Annotated in this window: 29 protein-coding genes and 2 pseudogenes; 11 read left to right on the top strand and 20 right to left on the bottom strand. The window is 38.4% G+C overall.

The features are described from left to right. Positions 1-69: 69 nt before the first annotated feature. A complete protein-coding gene (locus O1449_RS10165; RefSeq protein WP_269238233.1) occupies positions 70-765 on the bottom strand; it encodes an IS1 family transposase in 696 nt (231 codons plus the stop codon). Between the two features lie 83 nt (positions 766-848). Between O1449_RS10165 and O1449_RS10160 the strand changes: the two genes are divergently transcribed. Continuing rightward, positions 849-1,409 (top strand): SMI1/KNR4 family protein, encoded by a 561-nt coding sequence (locus O1449_RS10160; RefSeq protein ID WP_269238232.1) that lies wholly within the window; start codon positions 849-851, stop codon positions 1,407-1,409. Between the two features lie 46 nt (positions 1,410-1,455). On the opposite strand, the pseudogene O1449_RS10155 reads toward O1449_RS10160, so the two are convergent. Beyond that, a pseudogene (locus O1449_RS10155) lies at positions 1,456-2,277 on the bottom strand (IS701 family transposase); the annotation flags it as partial. A gap of 96 nt (positions 2,278-2,373) precedes the next feature. Here O1449_RS10155 and O1449_RS10150 point away from each other — a divergent pair. Further along, positions 2,374-2,688, top strand: coding sequence for an NGG1p interacting factor NIF3 (locus O1449_RS10150; RefSeq protein WP_269238231.1), 315 nt, complete (start codon positions 2,374-2,376; stop codon positions 2,686-2,688). Here O1449_RS10150 and O1449_RS10145 read toward each other — a convergent pair whose 3' ends face one another. Beyond that, positions 2,689-3,450 carry a nitroreductase family protein gene (locus O1449_RS10145; protein ID WP_269229960.1) on the bottom strand — a complete coding sequence of 254 codons (762 nt, stop codon included), beginning with the start codon at positions 3,448-3,450 and terminating at the stop codon, positions 2,689-2,691. A 106-nt stretch (positions 3,451-3,556) separates the two neighbouring features. Further along, a complete protein-coding gene (locus O1449_RS10140) occupies positions 3,557-4,357 on the bottom strand; it encodes an enoyl-CoA hydratase-related protein (protein ID WP_241335303.1) in 801 nt (266 codons plus the stop codon). A 107-nt stretch (positions 4,358-4,464) separates the two neighbouring features. Here O1449_RS10140 and O1449_RS10135 point away from each other — a divergent pair, with 107 nt between their 5' ends. Then, the gene (locus O1449_RS10135; RefSeq protein WP_269239698.1) at positions 4,465-5,040 is read left to right on the top strand and encodes a nicotinate-nicotinamide nucleotide adenylyltransferase; all 576 of its coding nucleotides are present in this window, start codon (positions 4,465-4,467) and stop codon (positions 5,038-5,040) included. On the opposite strand, the pseudogene O1449_RS10130 reads toward O1449_RS10135, so the two are convergent. Continuing rightward, positions 5,037-5,216: pseudogene (locus tag O1449_RS10130) on the bottom strand (LysR family transcriptional regulator); the annotation flags it as partial. The gene O1449_RS10135 and the pseudogene O1449_RS10130 sit on opposite strands and share 4 nt — an antisense overlap. 20 nt (positions 5,217-5,236) lie before the next feature. Between O1449_RS10130 and O1449_RS10125 the strand changes: the two are divergent. Further along, positions 5,237-5,617 (top strand): nuclear transport factor 2 family protein, encoded by a 381-nt coding sequence (locus tag O1449_RS10125; protein ID WP_269238230.1) that lies wholly within the window; start codon positions 5,237-5,239, stop codon positions 5,615-5,617. On the opposite strand, the gene O1449_RS10120 is transcribed toward O1449_RS10125, so the two are convergent. The 8 genes from O1449_RS10120 to dapD form a co-directional block, all read right to left on the bottom strand. Further along, the gene (locus O1449_RS10120; RefSeq protein WP_269238229.1) at positions 5,618-5,980 is read right to left on the bottom strand and encodes a glyoxalase superfamily protein; all 363 of its coding nucleotides are present in this window, start codon (positions 5,978-5,980) and stop codon (positions 5,618-5,620) included. Between the two features lie 12 nt (positions 5,981-5,992). Further along, on the bottom strand, positions 5,993-6,568 hold the full coding sequence (locus O1449_RS10115; RefSeq protein ID WP_269238228.1) for a CAP domain-containing protein: 576 nt from the start codon (positions 6,566-6,568) through the stop codon (positions 5,993-5,995). Positions 6,569-6,681: 113 nt separating this feature from the next. Next, positions 6,682-7,146, bottom strand: a complete 465-nt coding sequence (locus O1449_RS10110) for a peroxiredoxin (protein WP_269238227.1) — start codon at positions 7,144-7,146, stop codon at positions 6,682-6,684. A gap of 19 nt (positions 7,147-7,165) precedes the next feature. Then, a complete protein-coding gene (locus O1449_RS10105; RefSeq protein ID WP_269239697.1) occupies positions 7,166-7,852 on the bottom strand; it encodes a diphthine--ammonia ligase in 687 nt (228 codons plus the stop codon). Positions 7,853-7,945: 93 nt separating this feature from the next. Beyond that, positions 7,946-8,371 (bottom strand): hypothetical protein, encoded by a 426-nt coding sequence (locus O1449_RS10100; protein WP_269238226.1) that lies wholly within the window; start codon positions 8,369-8,371, stop codon positions 7,946-7,948. Between the two features lie 30 nt (positions 8,372-8,401). After that, positions 8,402-9,070, bottom strand: coding sequence for a 7-cyano-7-deazaguanine synthase QueC (gene queC, locus O1449_RS10095; RefSeq protein WP_269230425.1), 669 nt, complete (start codon positions 9,068-9,070; stop codon positions 8,402-8,404). 78 nt (positions 9,071-9,148) lie between these two features. After that, positions 9,149-9,859: a 7-carboxy-7-deazaguanine synthase QueE gene (gene queE / locus O1449_RS10090; RefSeq protein WP_004661217.1), complete on the bottom strand. Its 711-nt coding sequence runs from the start codon at positions 9,857-9,859 to the stop codon at positions 9,149-9,151. A 116-nt stretch (positions 9,860-9,975) separates the two neighbouring features. Next, a complete protein-coding gene (gene dapD / locus O1449_RS10085; protein WP_269229967.1) occupies positions 9,976-10,797 on the bottom strand; it encodes a 2,3,4,5-tetrahydropyridine-2,6-dicarboxylate N-succinyltransferase in 822 nt (273 codons plus the stop codon). A 289-nt stretch (positions 10,798-11,086) separates the two neighbouring features. Between dapD and carO the strand changes: the two genes are divergently transcribed. Further along, positions 11,087-11,839 (top strand): ornithine uptake porin CarO, encoded by a 753-nt coding sequence (carO, locus tag O1449_RS10080; protein ID WP_269238225.1) that lies wholly within the window; start codon positions 11,087-11,089, stop codon positions 11,837-11,839. 104 nt (positions 11,840-11,943) lie between these two features. Here carO and O1449_RS10075 read toward each other — a convergent pair whose 3' ends face one another. From O1449_RS10075 to O1449_RS10050, 6 genes are all read right to left on the bottom strand, one after another. Continuing rightward, entirely contained in the window at positions 11,944-12,867 is a 924-nt protein-coding gene (locus O1449_RS10075; protein ID WP_269229969.1) for a CysB family HTH-type transcriptional regulator, read from the bottom strand. Between the two features lie 65 nt (positions 12,868-12,932). Then, complete coding sequence (locus O1449_RS10070; RefSeq protein ID WP_269238224.1) at positions 12,933-14,003, bottom strand: sulfate/molybdate ABC transporter ATP-binding protein; 1,071 nt, start codon at positions 14,001-14,003, stop codon at positions 12,933-12,935. 11 nt (positions 14,004-14,014) lie between these two features. Then, positions 14,015-14,899, bottom strand: a complete 885-nt coding sequence (gene cysW / locus O1449_RS10065) for a sulfate ABC transporter permease subunit CysW (RefSeq protein ID WP_269238223.1) — start codon at positions 14,897-14,899, stop codon at positions 14,015-14,017. Beyond that, entirely contained in the window at positions 14,896-15,729 is an 834-nt protein-coding gene (gene cysT / locus O1449_RS10060; RefSeq protein ID WP_269238222.1) for a sulfate ABC transporter permease subunit CysT, read from the bottom strand. Before cysT ends, cysW begins: the two co-directional genes overlap by 4 nt. A 90-nt stretch (positions 15,730-15,819) precedes the next feature. After that, positions 15,820-16,422: an RBBP9/YdeN family alpha/beta hydrolase gene (locus tag O1449_RS10055; protein ID WP_269238221.1), complete on the bottom strand. Its 603-nt coding sequence runs from the start codon at positions 16,420-16,422 to the stop codon at positions 15,820-15,822. Positions 16,423-16,537: 115 nt separating this feature from the next. Then, on the bottom strand, positions 16,538-17,545 hold the full coding sequence (locus O1449_RS10050; protein WP_269238220.1) for a sulfate ABC transporter substrate-binding protein: 1,008 nt from the start codon (positions 17,543-17,545) through the stop codon (positions 16,538-16,540). A 404-nt stretch (positions 17,546-17,949) separates the two neighbouring features. On the opposite strand from O1449_RS10050, the gene pabC reads away from it, so the two are divergent. The 4 genes from pabC to O1449_RS10030 are packed head-to-tail and all read left to right on the top strand — an operon-like array spanning position 17,950 to position 20,731. Beyond that, positions 17,950-18,762, top strand: coding sequence for an aminodeoxychorismate lyase (gene pabC / locus O1449_RS10045; RefSeq protein ID WP_269239696.1), 813 nt, complete (start codon positions 17,950-17,952; stop codon positions 18,760-18,762). Position 18,763: 1 nt separating this feature from the next. Continuing rightward, on the top strand, positions 18,764-19,834 hold the full coding sequence (gene mltG, locus O1449_RS10040; protein WP_269238219.1) for an endolytic transglycosylase MltG: 1,071 nt from the start codon (positions 18,764-18,766) through the stop codon (positions 19,832-19,834). A gap of 8 nt (positions 19,835-19,842) precedes the next feature. Then, on the top strand, positions 19,843-20,442 hold the full coding sequence (gene tmk, locus O1449_RS10035) for a dTMP kinase (protein ID WP_269239695.1): 600 nt from the start codon (positions 19,843-19,845) through the stop codon (positions 20,440-20,442). A 10-nt stretch (positions 20,443-20,452) separates the two neighbouring features. Next, a complete protein-coding gene (locus O1449_RS10030; RefSeq protein ID WP_269229975.1) occupies positions 20,453-20,731 on the top strand; it encodes a DUF7660 family protein in 279 nt (92 codons plus the stop codon). A 48-nt stretch (positions 20,732-20,779) separates the two neighbouring features. Here the strand turns inward: O1449_RS10030 and nadB are convergent, their stop codons facing one another. After that, positions 20,780-22,417 (bottom strand): L-aspartate oxidase, encoded by a 1,638-nt coding sequence (nadB, locus tag O1449_RS10025; RefSeq protein WP_269239694.1) that lies wholly within the window; start codon positions 22,415-22,417, stop codon positions 20,780-20,782. Positions 22,418-22,789: 372 nt separating this feature from the next. Here nadB and O1449_RS10020 point away from each other — a divergent pair, with 372 nt between their 5' ends. Continuing rightward, entirely contained in the window at positions 22,790-24,166 is a 1,377-nt protein-coding gene (locus tag O1449_RS10020; RefSeq protein WP_005215282.1) for a Do family serine endopeptidase, read from the top strand. Positions 24,167-24,281: 115 nt separating this feature from the next. Further along, complete coding sequence (locus O1449_RS10015) at positions 24,282-24,731, top strand: acyl-CoA thioesterase (RefSeq protein WP_269238218.1); 450 nt, start codon at positions 24,282-24,284, stop codon at positions 24,729-24,731. The last annotated feature ends 142 nt before the right edge of the window (positions 24,732-24,873 follow it).

The raw sequence follows: 24,873 nt of genomic DNA, 5'->3' as shown, positions 1-24,873 counted from the left end.
GTGGCTTATTTCATTAAAGTATAAAAATGAGGTGGTGTTTCAAAATGTATGCTGATCATTTTAACATCACTATACAAAACCGTGGTTAATGTAAAAGAATCCAAGATTAAAAGCTTTTACATGATTCAATACCTTCTTCGAAAAACAGCATGTTCTTCTTACTGCTCGCTTTATGCGGTGTCTTAATCGGCAGTTGTTTCCTTCTATCCCGACTGTATAATATTTCCCTTCTTGGTCCGGCTTAAAAATTTTGATGAAACTTTCCCAATGATCACTCGATATACAATCATAAGTAATACCCAGTTCTTCTAAACGGTTTTTTAGCCTTTGTGCTGTATGAGCATCTCTTCCTCCCCATACAAAAGCCACTATTTCTCCGCTACTTCTATCATAGACGTACTGTAGCCAATGCTTATCTTTCTTGTTGCCTACAAATGTCCAAAATTCATCAACTTCCAAGCATTTATAATGAGTTCTTTGAGGAATTACTTCATGATTTGATTGTGTAAGCGTTTTAAGTATCTTGCCAATACTAAACCTCGTAATCTTTGCAATATCCCGAATGCCACAACATCGCACAAGCATAAGCAAAATCAATTTGACCGCTTTTGAATGACAGCCTAAATACGTCAAATTATGGTCACCCACAAACTGCCTATTACATTCTTTACAACGATAGTTTTGCTTACCATCGTGTTTAATGCCATTCTTCTTTATACTTGTACTCTGGCATCGAGGACAATGAAGTTCTATTTCGATTTTCACACATTTAAATATAGCTGAATTGTTCCTCCTTGCCTCCTTTTCTTATGAGCATACTTTTTAGAACACCACCGAGATTTTTATATATGGTTGATTTTGTTTCTGAGTTGATAAGTTGTCGACATGAAGATACGCATTTGCCTTTTTATCCAGAACATATTAACGGCTATACAGAGCAAGAAATTGATCAGATTGCTGAAATTTATAATCTAGAGATTCATGGGCAGTTCCGAGAGTTTTTATCGCAAATGGGAAGGTGCTCAGGCGGTTTGTTGTGGGGCACTGTATCTATGTTCAGATATTCATGGAATAAGGAGGCTTATACAGATTATCAAAAAGTTTTAGATGATGAAGATGAAATAAATAAACCTAATGGGTGGATTAGTGCAGTTGAAAATAAACTCTTCCCATTAACAAATGAAAATGAAGGCAATCAGTTTGCATATCTGGCGACTGCTTTAAAAAATGATTATGTTTGGTTATGGGATGATGGACAACCAGAATCTGAATTTAGTTGTACTGGATCTACACTTTTAGAATATTTAAAATGGTTAGTAGAATATGAGACTAAACAAGCGCGGTTTGGAGACAAATCGGTCAACTTTGAACAGGATAAACAATATATTACGGGAAGATTGTTAGACTAAATCATCGGTTTGGAAATAAAAGTTTTATTTATATAGGACTTACGCACTATAAATTTTCCAACTTTTGTGGCAGCAGATAATTCTTGTCTAAAATAAAACCATCAATGAAGCTCTTGATGATTGGTCTAAATAAACTCTTCTGCCACTGATAAATATTCATAAAAATATCATTCCATTGTATTTGTTGTACCTGCACATAAGCCATTAATGATGCAAAAATATGATTGTGAATGAGCTTCATTCGCCTAACCTGAAATTTTTCAATATGACATACCTGTTTAATGACTCGGTGATATTGCTCAATCTTCCAATGACTTGCATGTAAATCTTGAAACCGATCTAATGTTAAATACTCATTAGGAGCATAAACAATATAAAACCTCTGCTGTTCTTTGAGCTGAGTCTTAAATAATTGTACAAATCCAAAGTCTTTGAGCCACACTGTTTGACCATTTTCAAATGCAGGTAGTTGCCTAATCTGATGCCAATTCCCTTTTTCAAGGGATACCTTTCGATTACTGTCGATACCAAACATAAATCGAATACCATGATTTCTTATGGTTTTTAGATTTGAAGTTGAAGCATACCAACTATCGCCTGTGACATAAGAAATGTCTGCGCCCTATTGAAGAACATCATTCAACATGTCGAGAAAGTAGTCATTTTTAGTCTTATTTTCAGATTTATCATAGAGCCTAAAATTGATCGGCACATTTTTACCCTGCAAATCTGTCGCATACAGTGTAATGAGATTGATGCCTTTCACTGAACGATGATGTTTACCAGACCAGAAAAAACCAACTAAATCCATATGTTGACTATAAGGTTTATCTAATACGGTATCATCTACACTGACAATAAGTTTATGAACCGTACCGGGTTTGTCTGATCACTTTGATGTTATACAGCTTATTTATCATTTTTTTATTCTGTCAATGCGTAAGTCCTAAGTTAGTAAACTGAAGTGCTTAAACTTATTTATTACGTTCCAGACTCTCATCTAGAGTCAACCAAACTTGCTGTGTTTGAAGCAGGAGCTGGTGGTATTGGTAATTATGAACATTGTGCTTGGCAAGTGAAAGGAATAGGGCAATTTAAGCCAGTTAACGGTGCAAATCCATTTTTAGGACAATTAGACGAACTAGAGCAACTTGAAGAGTGGCGTGTAGAAACCATTGTGCCTGAAGATAAAGCTAGTGCTGTAGCAAAGGCATTAAAGGCAAGCCATCCTTATGAAGAGCCTGCCTTTGAGTTTATTCAAATATTAGATATTGAATAATTATACTTTTTGAATAAATAAATCACGATCAAAACGATATTGCGGGAAGAACACACCATCTGTAGCCCGTTCACCTGCACCAATCACCATGACAGGATACTGTTGACCATTTAATTTTAAAATTTTACGAACTAAAGGTTCATCAAAGCCTTCCATCATACAGCTGTCAAAACCATAGGCACGTAAAGCCAATACTAGATTTTCACAGGCTAATGCAGTGGTTTTTGTCGCCCAAAGTTGGGTGTCAGCAGGGTTAAAAGCGGTTACAGGTAATTGTTTATCTAAGGTACGCACTACTTTAAATGCAACTTTTTTAAAGTTACCTAATGCATTAAAGTAACCTGTTTTATAATTGTATGGAATAAAACGATAATATTTTTGTACCATCGCAGGAGCTTCAGGAAATGGAAATTCGCTAATATTTCGTTTTGCCATTTCATCAATACGATCTGTACGTGCTACACATACAATTAATTCAGCAGCGGTTTTAGCCGCAAGTTGCCCTAGGCAAGCTTTAACCAGTTGCTTTTTCTTGCTTGGATTTTGCACCACATAAAAAGTCCAAGGCTGTAAATTTGATGAGTTGGGCGCAAGTAATGCCAAATCTAAGCAATCATCTAAAATTTCAGTTGGAATCGCTTTATCGGTAAATTTACGCACGGAACGGCGACTTTCAATCACTTTGCGAAAGTTAGCCACATCAATATCTTGTGGGGCAGCTTCGTAATAACGATTCTTTTCGGTTTTTGTTTGATCTGTTATGAGCGATGTATTTTCCTTAAGTGTTTATATCCATATTGGGATGCAAAATAAAAAAACCACCTAGTTTTTTAAACTAAGTGGTTTTTATGAGTGCGTTAAGACCTGATTAATTGAACTGAGAAAAATCAGGTTTGCGCTTTTGCATGAATGCTTGTACCGCTTCCATCATTTCAGGCGAGCGTACACGTTGCATAAAGATCTCAGCTTCATCATCTACACAAGCGATGATTTCAGCTAAATCTTGTTTCATCAGTGCTTTGGTTTGCTTGATTGATGCGAGTGGTAAAGCTGCTAAGTGTTGAGCTGTTTTTTGGGCTGTTGCATAAACGTCTTCAACAATTTCATTGACTAAGTTTGCTTTGACAGCAGTTTCTGCATCAAATTTTTTCGCTGTGAATAACAATTCAGCTGCTTTTTGATAGCCTGCTTGTTTCACCAGTAAGCGACTTGCAGCGCCTTCTGGAGAAAGACCAAGGCTTACGAATGGAATTTGGAACAGGGCAGTATTGTCTGAAAATACGATATCAGCATGTAATAAGATGGTCACACCGATACCAATCGCAACACCTTTCACCGCAATAATTAATGGCTTAGAAAAACGTGCTGCTGCTTTTAATAATACAAATGGTGGTTGATCACCTGCTTTGCCTTCATGTGGCTTTTGGATGAAGCTCATGAAGTCTTTCATGTCATTACCCGCAGTAAAGTCTTGTTCTGCACCACGGAAAATGACGACACGAACATCTTTACTCGCGTCAGCTTCATCAAAAGCTTGTGCGATCCAGAGGTAAAGTTCACCATAAAGTGCATTTTTTGCTTCTGAGCGGTTAATGGCTAAGGTGAGTACGCCATCTTCTAAATTTGCTTGCAAATGTTGATGAGGTTGTTGAATACAGCTAAGCGTCATCGTACTATCCTTGCTTTAATCCAGATTGATTTTTAAGTGTCCTCATTATGTCGCATATTTTCTTGAATGGCACAACTGATGAGTTCACAAAAAGTGAAATTACGCCTATGTACACATTTGACTATCTTGTTTTTATTGGACGCTTTCAGCCCTTTCATTTAGCGCATCTACAAACGATTGAAATTGCGTTACAACAGAGTCAACATGTAGTCTTAGCATTGGGTTCTGCGCAATCAGAACGGAATATCAAAAATCCATTTTTAGCCACTGAACGTGAGCAAATGATTCTGTCCAATTTTTCTGAGGCGGATCAAAAGCGCATCCATTTTGTGCATGTGATTGATGTTTATAACGATGAAAAATGGGTCAAACAAGTCAAAACATTGGTCAATCAAGTGGTTCAGCCAAATGCAAAAGTAGGTTTGATCGGTCATTTCAAAGATGAATCTTCGTATTATTTAGCTTTATTTCCAGAATGGGAAATGGTTGAGTTGGATAGTTTAAAAGATTCGATTTCAGCTACGCCTATGCGAGAAGCCTATTATCGGGGAGAGATTCAAACCGAATTTTTCCCAAAAGGTACGATTGAATTTCTGACTGAATTTAAAAATACAAAAGTCTATGCGGAATTGCAGCGTAAATATCTTGCGAGTGATAAAAGTAATTTAAATGAGTGTTTTTAAGATTTTAGTTCTTTAATCAGAAAATCGATGAAAACACGAATATGGAATGATTCGTGTTTTTTTGATGGATAAAGTAAAGAAAATGGGCGTGAACTACCTGAAAATTCCGTAAGGACTTCAATAAAATCTCCATTTTTAAGCTCTTTTTCTACAATAAAACGATAGGTTTGTAATAGACAAATAATAGGTACATAAAATGCAAAATAATTCGATAACTGAGATTCAACAGCAACTCGAAAAGTACTTTGATGGTCTGTACTTTTGTGATGTAGATAAATTGAAGAATGTATTTCATTCCGATGCTACTTATATCAATATAACGGATGAGCCTATGCTTAAGTTAGATATGGATGCTTATTTCTTTATTGTGGAAAAGCGTATTTCACCCGCATCTCAAAACCAATTAAGACAAGATAAGGTTATTGCGATCAATTTGATTCATGATCAGTTAGCGATGGTACATGTTGAATGTGTGATTGAACCTAAATATTTTTATGATGCACTAACATGGGTACAAAAGCAGGGTGAGTGGAAAATTATTTCTAAAGTCTTTTATTATCAACTTTTAGCGAACTAATTAAGCATCTTCCCAAAAGATCAGTCGATTTGAAAAAGGATCAGTCATACTGAGTTCTAATGTTTCCCAGTCTGTTTTTTCGATTTGAGGTTTAGCAAATTGATAGTGCTTTGCCTCAAGTTCAGTATGTAACAAAGTAAGATTTTCCCAGTAAATACGAATTGCGCTATGTGGACTCGCATCACCAAAATGTTCTGTTAGGTGGATGATGCAATCATCTTTGGAAATTTGTAGATAAACAGGGAAGTTATCTCCAAATGTGTGTTGCCAGTCGATTTGAAAGCCTAAGTAGTCAAGATAAAATGATTGTGCGAGTTCAATATCAAAAATACGGAAAATAGGGGTGATTGAACCAGATTGCATTATTCGTCCTTGCTAGCGAACACCAAATTGTTGCGTCCAGTAGCTCTTTTGTTTGGTGGATTGGTCAGATGTACAGGCAATAGCGTAGTCTGTAAATTTAGGATGCATTAGATTACTACAATGTACTGGGCTCGTAAGCCATACTGACATCACTTCATTTAAATTTTTTTGTCCTCTTGCAACATTTTCACCGCCACCTCGACCTTTAAATTCAGATTGTTTTAGACGTGCTTTTAAATCTAATCCAGTGCTGCTGATATGTCCAAGCATGTTGTGACTTGCCATATCTTCGGCATGAGCAAAAGCACTTTGATATAAGTGCTGATTCCATCTTAAGGGTGCAGCAGCAGCGAAATGTTGCTGACCACATTGGCGTGGATGCTGACGAATTTCATTGATGGCATGGATAATCACTTGCTGATAGGCAGGGTTTTGTAAATCTTGGCAATGGATTTCTGTTGTTTCGATTTGAATTTGTGGTACAGAGACTAAGTTTTCTTCAGTCATTGCGGTTTGTGGCGCATTAGCATTACAACCTGAGAGTATAAAAAATAAAGGAAACAAATAAACTAGGCTGCGATAATTCATTGTAAATATCTTTAATTATTTTAATCTTTTTATCATACGTTAAGGTGTAAGCAGTGGGCAATTTACCCATAACAAAAAAGCGAGTTCCATACTCGCTTTTTTGTTACTCAACATTATGAAGTACCTTGCAATGCTTTTAGATCTTCCAATACTTGTTCAGCATGCCCAGCAGCTTTGACTTTTCGATAGCTTTTCACTAACTGTTTGTTGTGAAAAATAAAAGTTGAACGTTCGATGCCCATCACTTGTTTGCCATACATATTTTTTTCTTTAATCACATCAAAATGTTTGCATAACACTTCTTCTTTATCACTAATTAAATCAATTGTGAGTGCTTGTTTTTCAGTAAAATTTTGATGTGCTTTGACAGAATCTCTAGACACTCCAAAAATTTGACAATGTAATCCTTCAAATTGATCTTTTAAGCATGAAAAGCCGATCGCTTGAGTCGTACAGCCTGGTGTTGAATCTTTTGGGTAAAAATAGAGTACTAACCATTCATTGGTGAGTTCAGCTAGATTCACTTCACCTTGTGTTGTTGGAAAAGTATGATTCGGTAATTCAATATTCTCAGACATTTCGATTCCTTCAATAAAACTAAAGTTGGTCTAGTTCAAGTGGTAAAAAAGCATATTCTTCATGATAAACAATATCTCTGTGTCTTACAGGAATTGCTTTGTTAAAAATTGGCCCATCTATAACAGTAGTATGAAATTCACCACCTTCTCCACATGGGTCTATCCCGCGATTTTCTAATTCTTGAATATAGTCGAGAGTGAGAATTTTACCCAGATCTTCTACTTTCATGCCTAGTTTAAGATTAACGGTCACGACGATACTGCGAAATCCTAAGCGAATAAACTCCTCAACTACTTCACGGTGAGGACGTAACCAAAGGGGCATACCCAATTTAAGCCCAACGTGTTGAGTTACACGATCATGCCAACAACCATATTTAGGCATATCTAGATCGCCTGTGACCAGTACTTCTGCACCTTGTTGTTTAGCTTGTTGTAAAAGCTCAATAAATTTACTTTCGTAATCAGCCCAACTTGAAGAAGTCATAAATACAGGTAAACCAATCGCATCTGCTTGTGCTTGAATAATATCGAGTGGCATCGCGTGTGAACGAGAGCGTTGACCTTGTTCTTCTAGCATGACAATCAATCCAGTCGCTTTGCCTGTTTGCATGGTATGGTACAGGGCAAGTGAACTGTCTTTCCCCCCACTAAATGAAACAATACATTGTCGTTGATGGGTATTGGTCTTCCATTGATCCTGCATGGTGTAATTCAACTTATTCAAGATAAAAGAAATTTTAACAGAACTCATAAAAAAGCCTGCATAAATGCAGGCTTCATTTTTAACAATATTCGCTTATTTTTTCGGTGCTTGTTGCTGCTGTTGTTGAGCTGCTTTCATCGCTTCTTCAGTTAACTTTTCAAGCTTAGAGACCAGTGGTGCACCTAAGCAAGCTTGTAATTCTTTATTTTGTTGCTGAACAAATGCTAAAGAACTTGGGCTTTTCTTCGCATTGATTGCGCTTTGAATTTCCCATTTTTGAGCCTCAGTTACTTTTCCTTGAGCATCAATTTGGCAACCACAAAATTTACTCACTTCCGCAGCTGATAACTTGCCACCTTTAGTGGTTTGTTCCTTACAGACGTTAATCAATGCAGATTTTACATTGGTACTTTTATATGCTGCTTGTAATGGATTATCAGCTGCGTGAGTTGCCATTGCAAATAAAGCAGTCGCTGACATCATTGTAGAAAGAATAAGATTTGATTTTAAAAACTTCATATATTGTACCTAATGATTGCCCTATATCGTTTATTCAGTATAACGTGTAGGGTCCGTAATACCTGCTTCGATGAAACCTTGTTGGCGTAAACGGCAACTGTCGCATTTGCCACAGGCACGTCCTTGAGCATCTGCCTGATAGCAGGATACTGTTTGGCTATAGTCTACGCCATGTTCGATACCTAAGCGTATAATATTCGCTTTGGATAAATGTAACAAAGGTGTTTCAATTTTAAGGGGTTTTCCTTCCACACCTGCCTTTGTTGCCAAACGTGCAAGATTGGCAAAAGCGTCAATAAATTCTGGGCGACAATCTGGATATCCTGAATAATCAACAGCATTGACACCAATCACAATGGCTTGAGCGTCAAAAACTTCTGCTGCTGCAAGGGCATATGAAAGGAAAATGGTGTTACGCGCTGGAACATAAGTTACAGGAATCCCTTCTTGTAATTGTTCAGGTACATCAATGTTATGATCTGTAAGCGCAGAGCCGCCTAAATTGCCTAAATCAATATTAATCACACGATGTTCTACACCTGCACGTTGTGCAAGTGCTTTGGCTGCATCAAGTTCGGTCGTTGAGCGTTGCCCATACATAAAGCTTAATGCAATACAATCATAATTTGCTTGTGCCCAAGCAAGACACGTTGTTGAGTCTAAGCCGCCAGACAATAATACGATGGCACGAGAACGCATATTATTTTCCATGATTCAACCTAAAAAATAAATTTGATAAAAGCCGATCTATTTTGCAGAACGGATATGTTTAGTATTTTAACGACCAGATTCATCATTCCATAACAGTTTATGCAACTGTAATTGAAAGCGAACAGGGAGATGGTCATCTAAAATCCACTGTGCTAAATCGCGAGCCAAAGCAGGCAATCCGACAGCACCTTTTTCGATAGCAAAGGCTGGTGAGAACCATACCGTACTTACTTTATCTTGCAACTGAAATTGTTCAAGTTGCTGTTTTGACCACTCATAGTCAGCACGATTACAAATCACAAATTTAATCTGGTCATGTGGGGTGAGATGGTCAAGATTACTATATAAATTACGATGGTCTTCTTTTGACGTTGGTGTTTTTAAATCCAACACTTTGGAAACACGAGGGTCAACTTTCGATACATCTAAAGCACCACTGGTTTCAAGTGAAACTTCAAATCCAAGATCACAAAGACGTTGTAATAAAATCAGACAGTTTGGTTGTGCAAGCGGTTCGCCACCTGTCACACAGATATAAGGTGTTTTATGCTGGCTTGCTGTTTCGATAATCTGTTCAAGGGATAAACGTTCGCCACCTTCAAATGAATAAGTCGTATCACAATAACTACAACGTAAAGGACAACCCGTTAAACGAATAAAAACGGTCGGTAAACCAAAAGTATTCGCTTCGCCTTGCAAAGAATAGAAGATCTCGGTAATACGTAAACCAGCCGCAGGATCAGACACAGGAATTGCAGAAGAGCGTAAGGAAGCCATAAATAGTTACCACAAACAGTTGCTACATAAGCAGCAAGTACATAAAAAACAAAATCTCTACGACCATAGCTGATCGTAGAGACGAGGAGCGATGAGACTCCGAGAAACGTTATAAATTAGTCTGCGCGTAATAAATCGTTCAAGCTAGTTTTTGCACGTGTTTTCGCATCAACTTTTTTCACGATAATTGCAGCGTAAAGGCTGTAAGTACCACATTTTGATGGAAGGCTACCTGCAACAACGACTGAACCTGCTGGTACGCGACCATAGTGGATTTCACCAGTTTCACGATCAAAGATTTTAGTTGATTGACCAATGAAGACACCCATTGAAATCACTGAACCTTCTTCAACAATCACACCTTCAACGATTTCTGAACGAGCACCGATGAAGCAGTTGTCTTCAATAATCGTTGGATTTGCTTGTAATGGTTCGAGTACGCCACCGATACCAACGCCACCAGATAAATGAACGTTTTTACCGATTTGAGCACATGAACCCACAGTTGCCCATGTATCAACCATGGTACCTTCATCTACATAAGCACCAATATTGACATACGATGGCATCAATACGACATTTTTCGCTTGGAAGCTACCACGACGAGCAACAGCAGGTGGTACAACACGTACACCAGCAGCTTTAAATTGTTCTTCAGTCCAACCTGAATATTTTGTTGCAACCTTGTCATAAAACTGTAGATCACATGCTTCGATTGGCTGGTTGTCATTCAGTTTGAATGAAAGTAAAACAGCTTTTTTTAGCCATTGGTGAACAACCCACTCACCATCGATTTTTTCAGCGACACGAAGTGTACCATTGTCTAAACCCGTTAATGCTTGTTCAACAGCTTGACGAATTTCAGTAGGGCAATCTGCTGCACTATAGTTTGCACGGTCTTCAAAGGCTTGCTCGATGATTGTAGAAAGCTGAGACATGATCTTCATTCTTCCAAAAATAAATTTCCGAGATTTTACACTAATTTGACACAAGAATCTTTGAAAAAAGTCGTTACAATAAATTGTTTTAAATATAAGCAATAAGATTGTAATAAACTTGGAGTGTGTTGTTTTTTATCTATAATTTTTAATTATACAATTATCCTTAATTTGTATCAAAAAATAACAAAAAGTAATCAGTTTCTGTATAAAAAGTTATCTGTCGATCTTTTATGATGCGTATACAGAAACAATTATATTTAATAAGAGCATTTTTGAGGAGACATCAATGAAAGCTTTGCGTGTTGTGTTAGCAGCGAGTGTTTTAACAGTAATTGCAGGTTCTACATTTGCAGCTGATGAGCAAGTTGTGAAGGAATCGGTTTATGCATTCCCTTCTTATTTAAATCCAGTTTCAGTTCGTGCTGAGGTCGGTACAACAGGTTACGGTGGTGCAATTTCTTACCGTGTTAATCCTTATGTAGGTTTAAGTCTTGGTTATAATGGTGGTGATATTTCATGGTCTGATGATGTCAAAATTGATGGCACCAAATATGATCTTGATATGGAGAATAACAACACATATTTAAATGCTGAACTTTATCCATGGGGTGCGAGTCAAAATGCGTTCGCTCGTTCGCTTTATGTAGCAGCAGGTGTGGGGTATCTTGATAATGATTATGATCTTCAGAAACGTACATCATCAGGTCGTACTTTAACAATTGACAACAATGATTATGAAGTTGTTAATGCTGGGCAAGAGGGTGGTGTACGTGGCAAAATGTCATATAAAAATAACATCGCGCCTTATGTCGGTTTAGGTTTGAATGCACCAGTGTATAAAAATATTGGTTTGTTTGGTGAGGTTGGTGCCTACTACACAGGTAACCCTGATGTAAAACTTGATGCTTACAACTTAAAAGGTGTTACTGGAGCTAAGCCGATTGATCAGGCGGTTGCTGATGAGCAAGACAAAATTGCTAACAAAAGTAAATATGAGTGGATGCCAGTGGCTAAAGTGGGTGTGAGCTTTAAGTTCTAATCCACCAACTCTACATAAAAAAACGAGCTTAAAGCTCGTTTTTTTATGCTCAGATTTAAGGTCAAAATAAATGGTCAATAGTAAAGCCATTCATTTTGTTTGATTTATTCTTCTGGATAAGCCACTTTTTTAAGTTCTTTTATGTTTGTTTTTGGCGAACATAAAGAAATAAACTCATAACCATAGCCACGTAAAAGATGTCCTTTACGCACAGCAATCCATGTTGTATTCACTCCAAAAACATCAGTTTTTAATTGTTCTAAACGGTAGTCTTTATCATTGTCATAGGCGACATCATTGACAATACCGACCCCCATATTCAATTCAACATAGGTTTTAATCACATCGGCATCGAGGGCAGACATTACGATGTCTGCATGTAAATGTGCATCTTCAAAGGCTTTATCAATTTTTGAACGTCCTGTAAAACCACCGTGATATGTGATTAATGGATATTCGGCTAATACATCTAAACTAATTTTATCTAACTTAGTCAAAGGGTGGTCTTTCGGTGTAATGATACTATGGTGCCATTCATAATAAGGTACGCTTGCTAAGTTCTCTTCCGTTGTCAAAGATTCAGTTGCGATACCAATATCTGCTTCACCTTGGAGTAGCATTTCTGCGATTTCAACAGGACTCGCTTGTTGTAAAACCAAATGTACTTTTGGAAATAATTTTTTAAATTGATTCACAATCGGTGGAAGAACATACCGTGCTTGGGTATGCGTGGTTGCAATCGTTAATGTACCTTCATCAACTTTATTAAAGTCATCAGCTAGACGTTTAATATTGTCAGCATCGACCAACATACGTTCCACAATACTTAATAAGGATTGACCGGGTTCAGTCAAACCAAGTAAACGTTTACCTTTGCGTACAAAGAGCTGTACACCCAATTCATCTTCTAAATCTTTAATGTGCTTACTGACACCAGATTGGGAGGTATAAAGTGCCGCAGAAGCTTCAGTTAAATTAAAGTTTTGGCGAACAGTTTCTCGAATAATTCTGAGTTGTTGAAAGTTCATAATAATTTTTCCACATAAAAGATGAGGAACGATCAAATTTATTTAACCGCCCTCAAGATATTATTCTAAGCAACTTGAGTCGTTTGGTCTGCAAATAAATGAAGTTGAGCCGCACTAATCCAGACGGTTTGATTTGGTCTAAATTGATGTAAATTTGCTTCTTCTACACTAAGTAAAATCTCAATGGTACGCCCACTGCGATCTTGTAATTCCGCAATGACTTTGCCCGCAATCCAGACCTCACGTATAAACGTTGCCTCAATCGTATTCTCTTGAGGTCGGGTATGAATATGTAATTCATTTGGTCGTGCAAATGCAATCACTTTTCCTTGCGGTGCTTCCAATGATGTCGGTAATTGAATGCGATCATCACCGATACGGATAATACCGCCTGTATGTTCACCTTCAAAACGATTTGCTTGACCTAAGAAATCAAAAACAAAGGGGGTTGCAGGTTTTTCATACACTTCACGAGGTGAACCGATTTGTTCAACATCACCTTTGTTCATGACGATGATTTGATCCGCAACTTCTAAGGCTTCTTCTTGGTCATGGGTAACAAAAATTGATGTGATGTGTAGTTCATCATGTAAGGTTCGTAACCAACGACGTAGTTCTTTACGAACTTTGGCATCAAGTGCACCAAACGGTTCATCGAGTAATAAAACACGTGGTTCTACGGCAAGGGCGCGTGCTAGTGCAATACGTTGACGTTGTCCACCTGAAAGTTGAGCAGGGTAACGATCAGCTAAGAAACCCAGTTGAACCAAATCTAATAAGCGCGTGACACGTTTTTTAATTTCGGCTTCTGATGGACGAGTTGCACGTGGGCGAACGCGTAAACCAAAAGCAATATTATCAAACACAGTCATATGGCGAAATAATGCATAGTGCTGAAATACAAAACCGACTTGACGTTCACGAACATGGATATTGGTCGCATCTTCACCTTCAAGAAGAACCTGACCATGATCAGCAGATTCTAAACCCGCAATGATGCGTAATAATGTTGTTTTTCCACAGCCTGAAGGTCCAAGCAAAGCAACTAATTCACCTTCAGGAAAGTCTAAAGAGATATTTTTGAGTGCATGGAATGCACCGAAGTGTTTTTCAATATTTTTAACTTGAATACTCATGTGTTCATTCCTTAGTGATTCGGTTGATGTTCATTTGCTTGGTCTTGGCGTATTTCTAACCAAGTTTTCAAGATCAAAGTAATGATCGCTAAAAATGCCAGTAACGAAGACACAGCAAATGCAGCACTAAAGGTATATTCGTTATAAAGAATCTCGACGTGTAACGGCAGGGTATTGGTTTCACCACGGATGTGTCCTGAAACCACAGACACCGCACCAAACTCACCCATTGCACGGGCATTACATAGAATGACGCCGTAAATCAAACCCCATTTAATATTTGGTAGGGTCACTTTCCAAAAGGTTTGCCAACCTGAAGCACCGAGTACAATCGCAGCTTCTTCTTCTTCGGTCCCTTGTGCTTCCATGAGTGGAATTAATTCACGAGCAACAAAAGGAACCGTAATAAAAATAGTGGCTAAGACAATGGCAGGTACGGCATACAGGATTTTAACATCGTGATCCATTAACCAACCGCCAACCCAACCTTGTGAACCAAAAATCAGAACCAACATTAAACCTGCAATTACAGGGGAGACTGAGAATGGCATGTCAATAATGGTGGTTAAGATGGCTTTACCACGGAATTGAAATTTAGCCACAGCCCAAGCAGCCGCTACACCAAAAATCACATTAATCGGCACAGCAATCGCTGCTGTCAATAAGGTTAGTTTGACTGCCGACAGGGTGTCAGAATCAGTTAAGGCATTGATGTAAACTGAAAGACCTTGTTTAAATGCTTCAACAAAAACCAAAATGAGTGGCAGTATCAAGCAACTTAGGAAGAAAATCAGTGCAATGCTAATTAAGGTATAACGGACCCATGTTGGTTCACGGGTTGAATCGCGAGACTGCAACTTCACGGCTAAAGCATTGCTATTGTTATTTAAACTCATTGTGCAGTTCTCCCCGTACGATGGCTTGCCCATGCTTGTACTAAATTAATTAAGAATAAGATGGCAAAAGAGAGAACAAGCATCACGACAGCAATCGTTGTCGCTCCAGCATAATCATATTCTTCTAAACGAGAGATGATCATGAGGGGGGCAATTTCAGTCTTATAGGGTTGGTTGCCTGCAATAAAAATAACGGAGCCATATTCACCGACACCACGAGCAAATGCCAAAGCAAAACCTGTTAATAGTGCGGGGAATAGGATGGGTAAAATGATTTTGGTAATGGTCTGCCAGCGATTTGCACCAAGTGCAGAAGCTGCTTCTTCTAATTCAGTTTCAATGTCGCTCAAAACAGGTTGTACGGTACGTACCACAAACGGTAAACCAATGAAGATTAAGGCAAGCGTAATCCCAATAGGGGTGTAAGCCACTTGAATTCCTAGAGGTTCAAGATATTGACCGATCCAACCTGTAGGCGCATATAACGAAGTTAATGCAATCCCTGCGACAGCAGTGGGCAAAGCAAAAGGTAGGTCGACTAAAGCATCGACAATTCTTTTACCTGGAAAATTATAACGAACCAAGCACCAAGCCAGTAGTATGCCAAAGATTACATTGACTAAAGACGCAATCAATGCGGCACTAAAGCTGAGTTGTAACGATTTTAAAATTCGTTCTGATGTTAAAATTTCCCATAATCCATCCCATCCAATCCCTAAAGATTTGATAAATACAGCTGATAAAGGAATAAGTACGATAAAAGACACATAAGCGAGGGTGAAGCCCAAAGAGAGACCAAACCCAGGCAGCACTCGGGAACGCTGCGACATGATATTTCCTCAAAGAGAAATGTTTGCTAAAGCAAGCAAATAAATAACGCTAAAACTAAAAATAAGGAGAGTCGCCAATTCAATGACCAGTCAGGCAAATTTCAAATTAAAATTTGTCTGACGCATTCGAGTTACAGGTTGCAGTTTTTTTTCAGGCAACATGTAATTAAGGATGTCTGGAAAAGGGCCAAATCCAGATGCCACATTAATGTGACCTACTTGCCCCAAATTGATGGGTGTCAGTTTCCAAGCTTGTGCCAGTTGTAGTGCGTCGACATAAGCTAACCAAGGATCATTTTCACTAATCAATAAAGTGGTTGGCACATCAATATTGAGCTGATGGAAATACTGTTTGTAATCAGTCAAGCTGTGACGAGCAAAGCCCGCTTCGCCAAATCGTGCAGGATTTGCAGGTGCAACCAAAACTAAGTTCTTTACTTTTTCGCTTAATTCTGGATGTTCTGCAAGTGCAGCAACACTGGTTAAACAGCCAAAGCTATGAGCAACAATTTGTATGGGTGCTTTAACAGCTGCAACGGTTTTGACAAATTGGGCAACCCATTCACTTAATACTGGACGATCCCAGTTTTTCTGTTGAACGCGAGAGCTAGACACGAGTTGTTGTTGTAACCAAGACTGCCAATGCTGTGCTTCGCTACCGCCAACACCGGGAACAATTACGGTATGAATCATGTCTATTCTCCTGATAATCTCTACCTAACCCCAATGGAGGGGACTTCATAAATCTTAAATATGTCATTTGATTTATGAAGCTCCTCCCTTTAAAAAAGGGAGGTTGGGAGGGATTCTATTTGCCTGTGCTGTTGATCTTGACGATTTGATCGAAAATACCGCCATTATCAAAATGAGTTTTTTGTACTTTTGTCCAACCACCAAACTCTTTATCGATCGTGACAAGCTTAAGAGGTTTAAATGTGGTGCTGTATTTCTTTAAAACAGCTGCATTACGAGGACGATAGAAGTTACGTGCTGCAATTTCTTGACCCGCTGGAGAATATAAGTAGTTCAAATAGCCACGAGCGATTTGTAAATTACCTTTTTTCTCAGCATTTTTTTCTACCACTGCAACGGGTGGCTCAGCGAGAATTGAAAGCGAAGGTGTAACGATCTCAAATTTACCTGGTTGTTCACGTACTGCGAGGAATGCTTCATTTTCCCAAGCCAGTAACACATCACCGATGCCGCGTTCAGCAAATGTAGTGGTTGCGCCACGTGCACCTGAATCAAGTACTTTGGTTTGTTTGTAAATTTGGCGAACAAATTCTTGTGCCTTAGCATCGTTACCACCTTTTTGGTGTTTTGCCCATGCCCAAGCACCTAAATAGTTCCAACGTGCGCCACCCGATGTTTTCGGGTTTGGCGTAATAATTTCTACACCTGGTTTAACTAAATCACCCCAGTCTTTGATTTGTTTTGGATTGCCTTTACGCACAAGGAAAACAATCGTTGAGGTGTAAGGGGTAGAGTTATTTGGTAATTTCTTCTGCCAATCTGCTGGAAGCAATTTTGCATTTTCTGCAATTTCATCAATATCCGCAGCAAGTGCTAGTGTTACGACATCAGCATTTAAACCATCAATGACTGCACGAGCTTGTTTGCCTGAACCACCATGAGATTGTTTAAATTCAATATCCTGTCCTGTACGCTGTTTCCAAAAAGCGCCGAACTGTTTATTGAAATCTGTATACAGTTCGCGAGTTGGATCATAAGACACATTTAAAAATTCTTGTGCTGCAAATGAAGAAACTGAGAGTAATGCGGCAATAACACCGACTTTAATTTGAGATAAACGCATGAGAACCCCTTAAATTGGTCTGTATCAACAAACCTTCAATCATTGTTTGGAATATGGATGCAGCATAACGTCAGTTTTTTTGCAAAAAAAATAATTAAAATCGAATTTAATATGAATAAAAAAGAAATATAAAAAAGAGATAAGTTATGCTGATTTTTTGATAATAGATTGGTTTATAGCTAGAAAATCATTATGTTAAAAGCATTTAGTTTTGAATGTTTATTTAAAAAATTAGTTGAGGTCGATTGGTGGGAGTTGTTTTGCATACCTCTGCTTATTTGAGTTGTTTATAAACCATCAGATTCTCAATCATGATAAATCTGGCTAGGTTTCTGTGATCTGGCTTTTCCGAAGATTATGTTTCAAGGTATGATGACGATGTGTTTGAGACTGAATTTTTGATCATGCAGTGTTATAAAAATGGACAATTGATTGATTCGATCCCATTGTTAGATCGAGCCTTCCATTATGGAGATGGTTGTTTTACCACTGCACGAATTTTTCAAGATCGTTTTGAACTCAAACAATTACACTTTGCTCGTTTGGCATTGGCTTGCCAAAGATTAAGTCTTGATGTGGATTTATCGGTCATAGATAGATCCTTAGCACAACTACAACAACAGCATTTTACCTTGAATGGCACTTTAAAAATCGTGATTAGTCGGGGCGAGGGAGATCGAGGATACAGTCTGCCGCTACATGCTGCTGATGTTTATGTTTGGTATTACCCTAAAGTCATGCAAGTTTTTCAACCAGAGTGGATTGAGAGTGGGGTGTTAAACCATGCTCTAGGTTTAAACATGCCCCATTTAGTGGGTCTAAAAACATTAAACCGTTTAGAACAAGTGTTATTAAAGCAGGAAGCTGACCACCTGGAGTGGCTTGAAGCATTGGTAACCGATGTACAAGGTTATATTGTAGAAGGGGTGAGCAGTAATTGTTTTATTCGTATAAATGATCGATGGATTACACCAGAACTTCGTTATAATGGCGTCCACGGCGTCATGCGCGCCAAGATTTTGTCTCGAATGCAACAATACAACATTGAGTGTGAGCAAGGTTGTGTAGAGATTAATGATATTGAACGTATTCAAAGTCTATTTTTCTGCAACGCTTTACATCCGATGAAAGCGGTTATTCGATTTAATGGTCGGGCTTTTGAGCAGCAACCCTACCTTGATTTATTTGAAACATTGAAACTTAGCCAGATTGATTAATATGCCAAAGCCACCAATGACCCCAGCCAAAACAAAGAAAAAGCCAAAAGCTCAACCGAAGTCTAAGTTTTCTATCAAAGCCTTATTGATTGTAATCGTTGTCTTTCTTTTGCTCGTATTCGGTATGCTTTGGGCAAGCTTATTTAAGAACTATCCAGTCGAAGGGAAAAAGCAGGTTCTGGTCATTTCTTCGGGGGATACTTACTCAAAATTTATTGATCATCTAGCCAAAGAAAACAAAGTTAATTTCCCTATTATTTTAAAGATTTATCAAAAATTTATGATTCATGACAGTTTGAAAGCTGGTGTGTATGAAATCAATAAAGGGATGAGTGTTCGTCAAGTGCTTGATATGTTGTCTGACGCTGAAAATGCACAGATGAATCGTATTTTGGTGATTGAAGGGACAACCTTTAAACAATTACTACAGAATTTAAAGAAAGATCCGAATGTTAGCAAGACTATTTTAGATCTACCACAAGACCAATTATTAAAAGCTTTAGATATTCCTTATTTACATCCTGAAGGTTTATTTGCACCAGATACTTATTTCTTTGCCAAGGGCGAAACAGATAAGAAAATCTTAACGGATTTATATCGTCGCCAAATGAAATCATTAGATGAAGCTTGGGCAAAAAAAGCACCGAACTTACCATATAACGATAAATATCAAGCTTTAATCATGGCTTCGATTATTGAAAAAGAAACCAGTTTAGATAGCGAACTAGAACAAGTTTCAGGTGTGTTTGTACGTCGTTTAAAAATCGGTATGCGCTTACAAACTGATCCAACTGTAATTTATGGTATGGGGGATAATTATAAGGGGAATATCACTCGCAATGATTTACGGACACCAACGCCTTATAATACATATACGATCAATGGTTTGCCGCCAACTCCGATTGCATTACCAAGTAAAAAAGCAATTGAAGCAGCGATGCATCCAGATGACGCTAAAAATATTTACTTTGTTGCGACAGGTAATGGTGGGCATAAATTTACAGCTTCTTTAGAAGATCATAATCGTGCAGTTCAAGAATATTTAACTGCGTTACGTGCAAAGCAAAAGTAGGATGAATGATGTTTATTAGTTTTGAAGGTACGGAAGGTGTAGGGAAAACGACGCTTATTCGTAAAATTCATCAGTACTTTGAACAGCAAGGTAAAGAAGTCGTTTTGACCCGTGAACCGGGTGGAACGCCATTAGCTGAACAGATTCGCTCTTTATTATTAGCAGTGAATCACGAAGAACAAATGAGTCATGATACTGAGTTGTTATTGATTTATGCAGCACGTGCGCAACATTTACAACAAGTGATCTTACCTGCATTAGCGGCAGGGAAGATTGTGTTGAGTGATCGTTTTACCGATGCCAGCTTTGCTTATCAATGTTCTGGACGTGGTTTAAGTCAGGAAAAGTTGCAATTGTTAAATCAAACTTTTGTCGCGAAAATGCCGAATATTACCTTTTGGCTAGATGCCCCGATTGAGCTGGGCATGACGCGTGCGAGAGAGCGTGGGGCATTGGATCGTTTTGAGCAAGAGAAATTAAGTTTCTTTGCTAAAGTTCGTGAGGGTTATGAGACTTTGTGGCAAGCAGAACCTGAACGGATGAAGCGTTTGGATGCAACACAGAATGCGGATGTTGTGTTTGAAGATGCTTTGCAATATTTGAAATAGGCCAGTTCTAATGAATAAAGATCATGATAGCTATCATTTAGATAAGGCAATTGATGCGATATCTAGTCATACTGAACTCGCGATTTTTATTAAGAAATTACGTCAGAACTTTATAGATGATCCAAACAATTGGGAGAATATTAATCTGTCTGATTTTCTTGATGCTTTAGCTTCATGGACTGAAGATATGGACGGATATTATAAAAATACAGATCAGGTTGACCGTTTAGCTCAACCTGATTGGAAAACCTTTGCAGAAATGCTTATGGCTGCTCGAATTTATGAATAATTTTGGAGGCTAAAGATGTATAAGTAAGCATCTTTAGCCTTAATTTTATCATTCATTCACCAATGGTTGTTCCACCTTAAAGTTTGGTGGTGTTAGCACTGTCTTGCGAATCTCGTTTGAGAGTTCTGGATAATCCAGCGTGTAATGCAAACCACGAGATTCCTTACGCTCCATCGCACAACGTACAATCATTTCAGAAACTAGAACTAGGTTACGCAACTCAATCAGGTTTTTACTGACACGGTAGCCTTGATAGTATTCGTTAATTTCACGTTTCAGCATTTCGATGCGGTGTAAGGCACGTTGTAAACGTTTAGTGGTGCGAACAATACCCACATAGTTCCACATAGTTGAACGCAATTCATCCCAGTTTTGTAAGATGACAACATCTTCATCGGCATCAGTCACTTGGGATTCATCCCAAGAAGGTACATCTGGAAATTCAAAGCTAATATTATGCTTGCTTTGAATATCTTCTGCTGCACTCATGCCATACACGAAACATTCGAGAAGTGAATTGCTCGCCATACGGTTTGCACCGTGTAAACCTGTATAAGATGTTTCACCAATGGCATATAAACCGTCTAAGTCAGTTTGGCTATGCTCATTTACAACGACACCACCACAGGTATAGTGGGCTGCTGGAACAACAGGAATCATATCTTTGGTAATATCAATGCCAAGTTCGAGTAAGCGTGCGTAAAGCGTAGGGAAGTGCTCAGTGATAAATTCAGGTGATTTATGTGTGATGTCTAACCAAACATGGCGAATACCAAGACGTTTGATTTCATAGTCAATCGCACGTGCAACAATATCACGTGGCGCAAGTTCAGCACGTTCGTCAAGACGTAACATAAAACGTTCACCATCAGGCAAACGTAAATAAGCACCTTCACCACGCATGGCTTCTGTAATCAAGAAGGAACGAGCTTGGGGATGGTATAAGCAAGTTGGATGGAATTGGTTAAATTCCATATTGGCAACACGACAACCAGCTCGATAAGCCATCGCGATACCATCACCGGTTGCAATGTCCGGGTTAGAAGTATAGAGATAAGCTTTCATTGCACCACCACAGGCCAAAGCTGTGAAAGGGGCTAAGAATGTATGAACTTGTTCTGTTTTTTCATTTAATGCATATAAACCAATCGCACGATTATTTTTGTCTTGATGACCAAGCTTATGTAATGTGATGAGGTCAATCGCAATATAATTTTCAAAAATTGTAATATTTTTTCGTTCTTTAGCACGTTCAACAAGCGTGGTTGAAATTGCTTTACCTGTTGCATCAGCAGAATGAATGATACGGCGTTGTGAATGACCACCTTCACGAGTGAGGTGTAATTGCTCATCATCATCTAAAGTGAATTGAACACCTTGCTTCAATAAGAAATCAACAGAAGGCTTGCCACCTTCGACTGTATGTTTCACGGCGTCCAACTCACAAAGATGTCCGCCTGCAATCATAGTGTCATTAATATGTTGTTGAATTGAATCAGTCTCGTCTAAGACCGCAGCAACACCACCTTGAGCATAAAAAGTACTGGCTTCTGTGAGCTCAGCTTTTGCTAAAATGGCAATGTTGTAATGACTCGGTAAAGAGAGTGCAAGACTTAAACCTGCACCGCCACTGCCCACAATTATCACGTCAAAATGGTGAATTGTTTTTAAATCAGGCATGTCGATCTGCTTCAGTTTTAAACGTTCGCTAATGACAACGCTTTTTAACAAAAAAGGCAAGTGCCAATCTGCCTAGAATTGAACGATTTTTTAGCGAATGTAAACAATTTTTACTGATATGAATTGTCAATCACCTTAAAGTCTAACAAGGATAAGTATTCAATACATCATTTTAATCTAATATTAAGCTGCCCACGATAAAACGTTAATAAGCTTATAAATCATGGAGACTTTCTCCATAATTTATTCACATTTCAATATGCTACATCGTTGTATGCATTGAAAATATCAACATATTTTTACGAAGATTACAGTTGGGTTATGATACAAACATAATCTTAATATTCTATAGATCATTAGTACGTAGGTTCTCACTTCATGAAAAGTCGCTATTTACAACAAGGAATGTATGCTGCGGTATTTACGGTTGCTGCTGTACAAGTTAACGCAGCCTCACCAGTAGATTTTTCGAATCTCGTAGAGCAGGTGAGTCCTGCTGTTGTGAGTGTCAATGTTGTAAAAAAGATGACTCAGGAAGAGTTGTTGCAGCAACAAGTGCCTGAAATTTTACGACGTTTTTTTGGTAATCAAGTCATTATTCCTCAACAACAAGGGCCACAAGAAAAAACTGCATACGGTAGTGCGTTTTTTATTAGTAAAGATGGTTATCTCGTTACAAACCACCATGTGATTGAAAATGCGTCTCGTATCAGTATTACTTTAAACGATCGACGTGAACTTGATGCAACTTTGGTGGGGAGTGATGAGCGCACTGATGTTGCTGTGCTTAAAGTAAATGGTGCAAATTTCCCAGAATTAAAAATTGGTAATGTAAACCAGTTAAAAGTTGGTGAGCCTGTTTTAGCAATTGGTTCGCCTTTTGGCTTTGACTATTCTGCTTCAGCAGGGATTGTGAGCGCTAAATCTCGAAATATGAGTGGTGAAACGTCAGTACCGTTCATTCAAACAGATGCTGCATTAAACCCTGGTAACTCAGGTGGTCCGTTATTTAACCAACGTGGTGAAGTGGTTGGTGTGAACTCGCGTATCTTTAGCGGTACTGGCGGTTATATGGGTTTGTCATTCTCGATTCCGATTGATGTCGCGATGGATGTAGTCCAACAGCTGAAAACCAATGGTAAAGTGACTCGTTCTTATCTTGGTGTGATGTTGCAAGATATTGATCGCAACCTTGCAGAAGCGTACAAACTGCCAAAACCAGAAGGTTCACTAATCAATCAAGTTACGCCAAAGTCTCCTGCTGAAAAAGCAGGTTTAAAATCGGGTGATGTGATTTTAAAAATTAATGGTTCTTCTATTTCCCGTACTAGCGATTTGTTAAATGTATTAAATCGCGTAGCACCTAGTCAGACTGTTCAATTAGAAGTATTACGTGACGATAAAGTCCGCACTATTTCAGCAACTTTAGGTACTGCACCAGATGATACGCCAGCCGCTGAGGATAAAAACAATCCAACCAGTGGTCTAGGAATGAGCATTCGTAATTTAACGCCTGAAGAGCAAGCGAAATTGGATGTCCGTGGTGGGATATTGGTGCAGGATGTTAAACGCGGTAGCTTGGCATCATTATCAAACATTGTTGCAGGTGATGTTATCCTTCAAGTTAATGGTACACCTATTTTAAATAGTCAAATGTTTGTAAAAACAATGGCAGCTCTACCAAAAAATAGTGTTGCTCGAGTAGCTATTATTCGCCAAGGTCAGCGTGCAATTTTAGGTTTACGTTTGCCTTAAGTTATTGTTAGTTTTTTTAAAACCACCCTGAAATAGGGTGGTTTTTATTTTGTAATGTATAAGTGTTTAGATTAGTGTATGCGACTGAGCTTGGATTGACGAAATAAGTAGGTTTATGAGTACTATTTTTGATTTGAGAATAACTGTACAACCTGAACATATTGATGTTTTAGGTCATGTCAATAACGTCATGTATATTCAGTGGATGCAAGATGTCGCAGCAGCCCATATCGAAAGATTAGGTTTAGGTCTAGCTCAATATTTAGAACTCAAACATGCAATGGTGGCGGTAGAGCATCATGTTCAGTATCGGAAAGCAGCACTTGAAGGTGAAGAAGTTATCTTGCGGACATGGTTAGATGATATTAATGCGCTCTATTCCTTTCGTCAGTACGCATTTTACCGCCCAAAGGATCAAAGTATTTTATTCGTAGGCAATACCAAATGGGCGTGTATTGAAATTACAACAGGTCGTCCAAAGCGTATGTCACCGAGTTTTACTCATGCCTACCAACCGATTGGATCGGATCTAAATCCGATGAATTTTTCAACTTTATATGAGTAAATCGAAGGGCTGAAATCACCATCTAGAGGCTTTGATGGGGTAATTATTTTGAATACTTTGAAATGCTGTTCTGCTATAATCCCCAACAATTTTGTTAAACCGCTTTGGCTCATGACTTGTCATAAGTTTCGAGCATTCTATT

This window comes from Acinetobacter sp. TR3 (assembly GCF_027105055.1).
Taxonomy (GTDB): domain Bacteria; phylum Pseudomonadota; class Gammaproteobacteria; order Pseudomonadales; family Moraxellaceae; genus Acinetobacter.
This window is presented reverse-complemented; position numbering and strand designations above follow the sequence as displayed.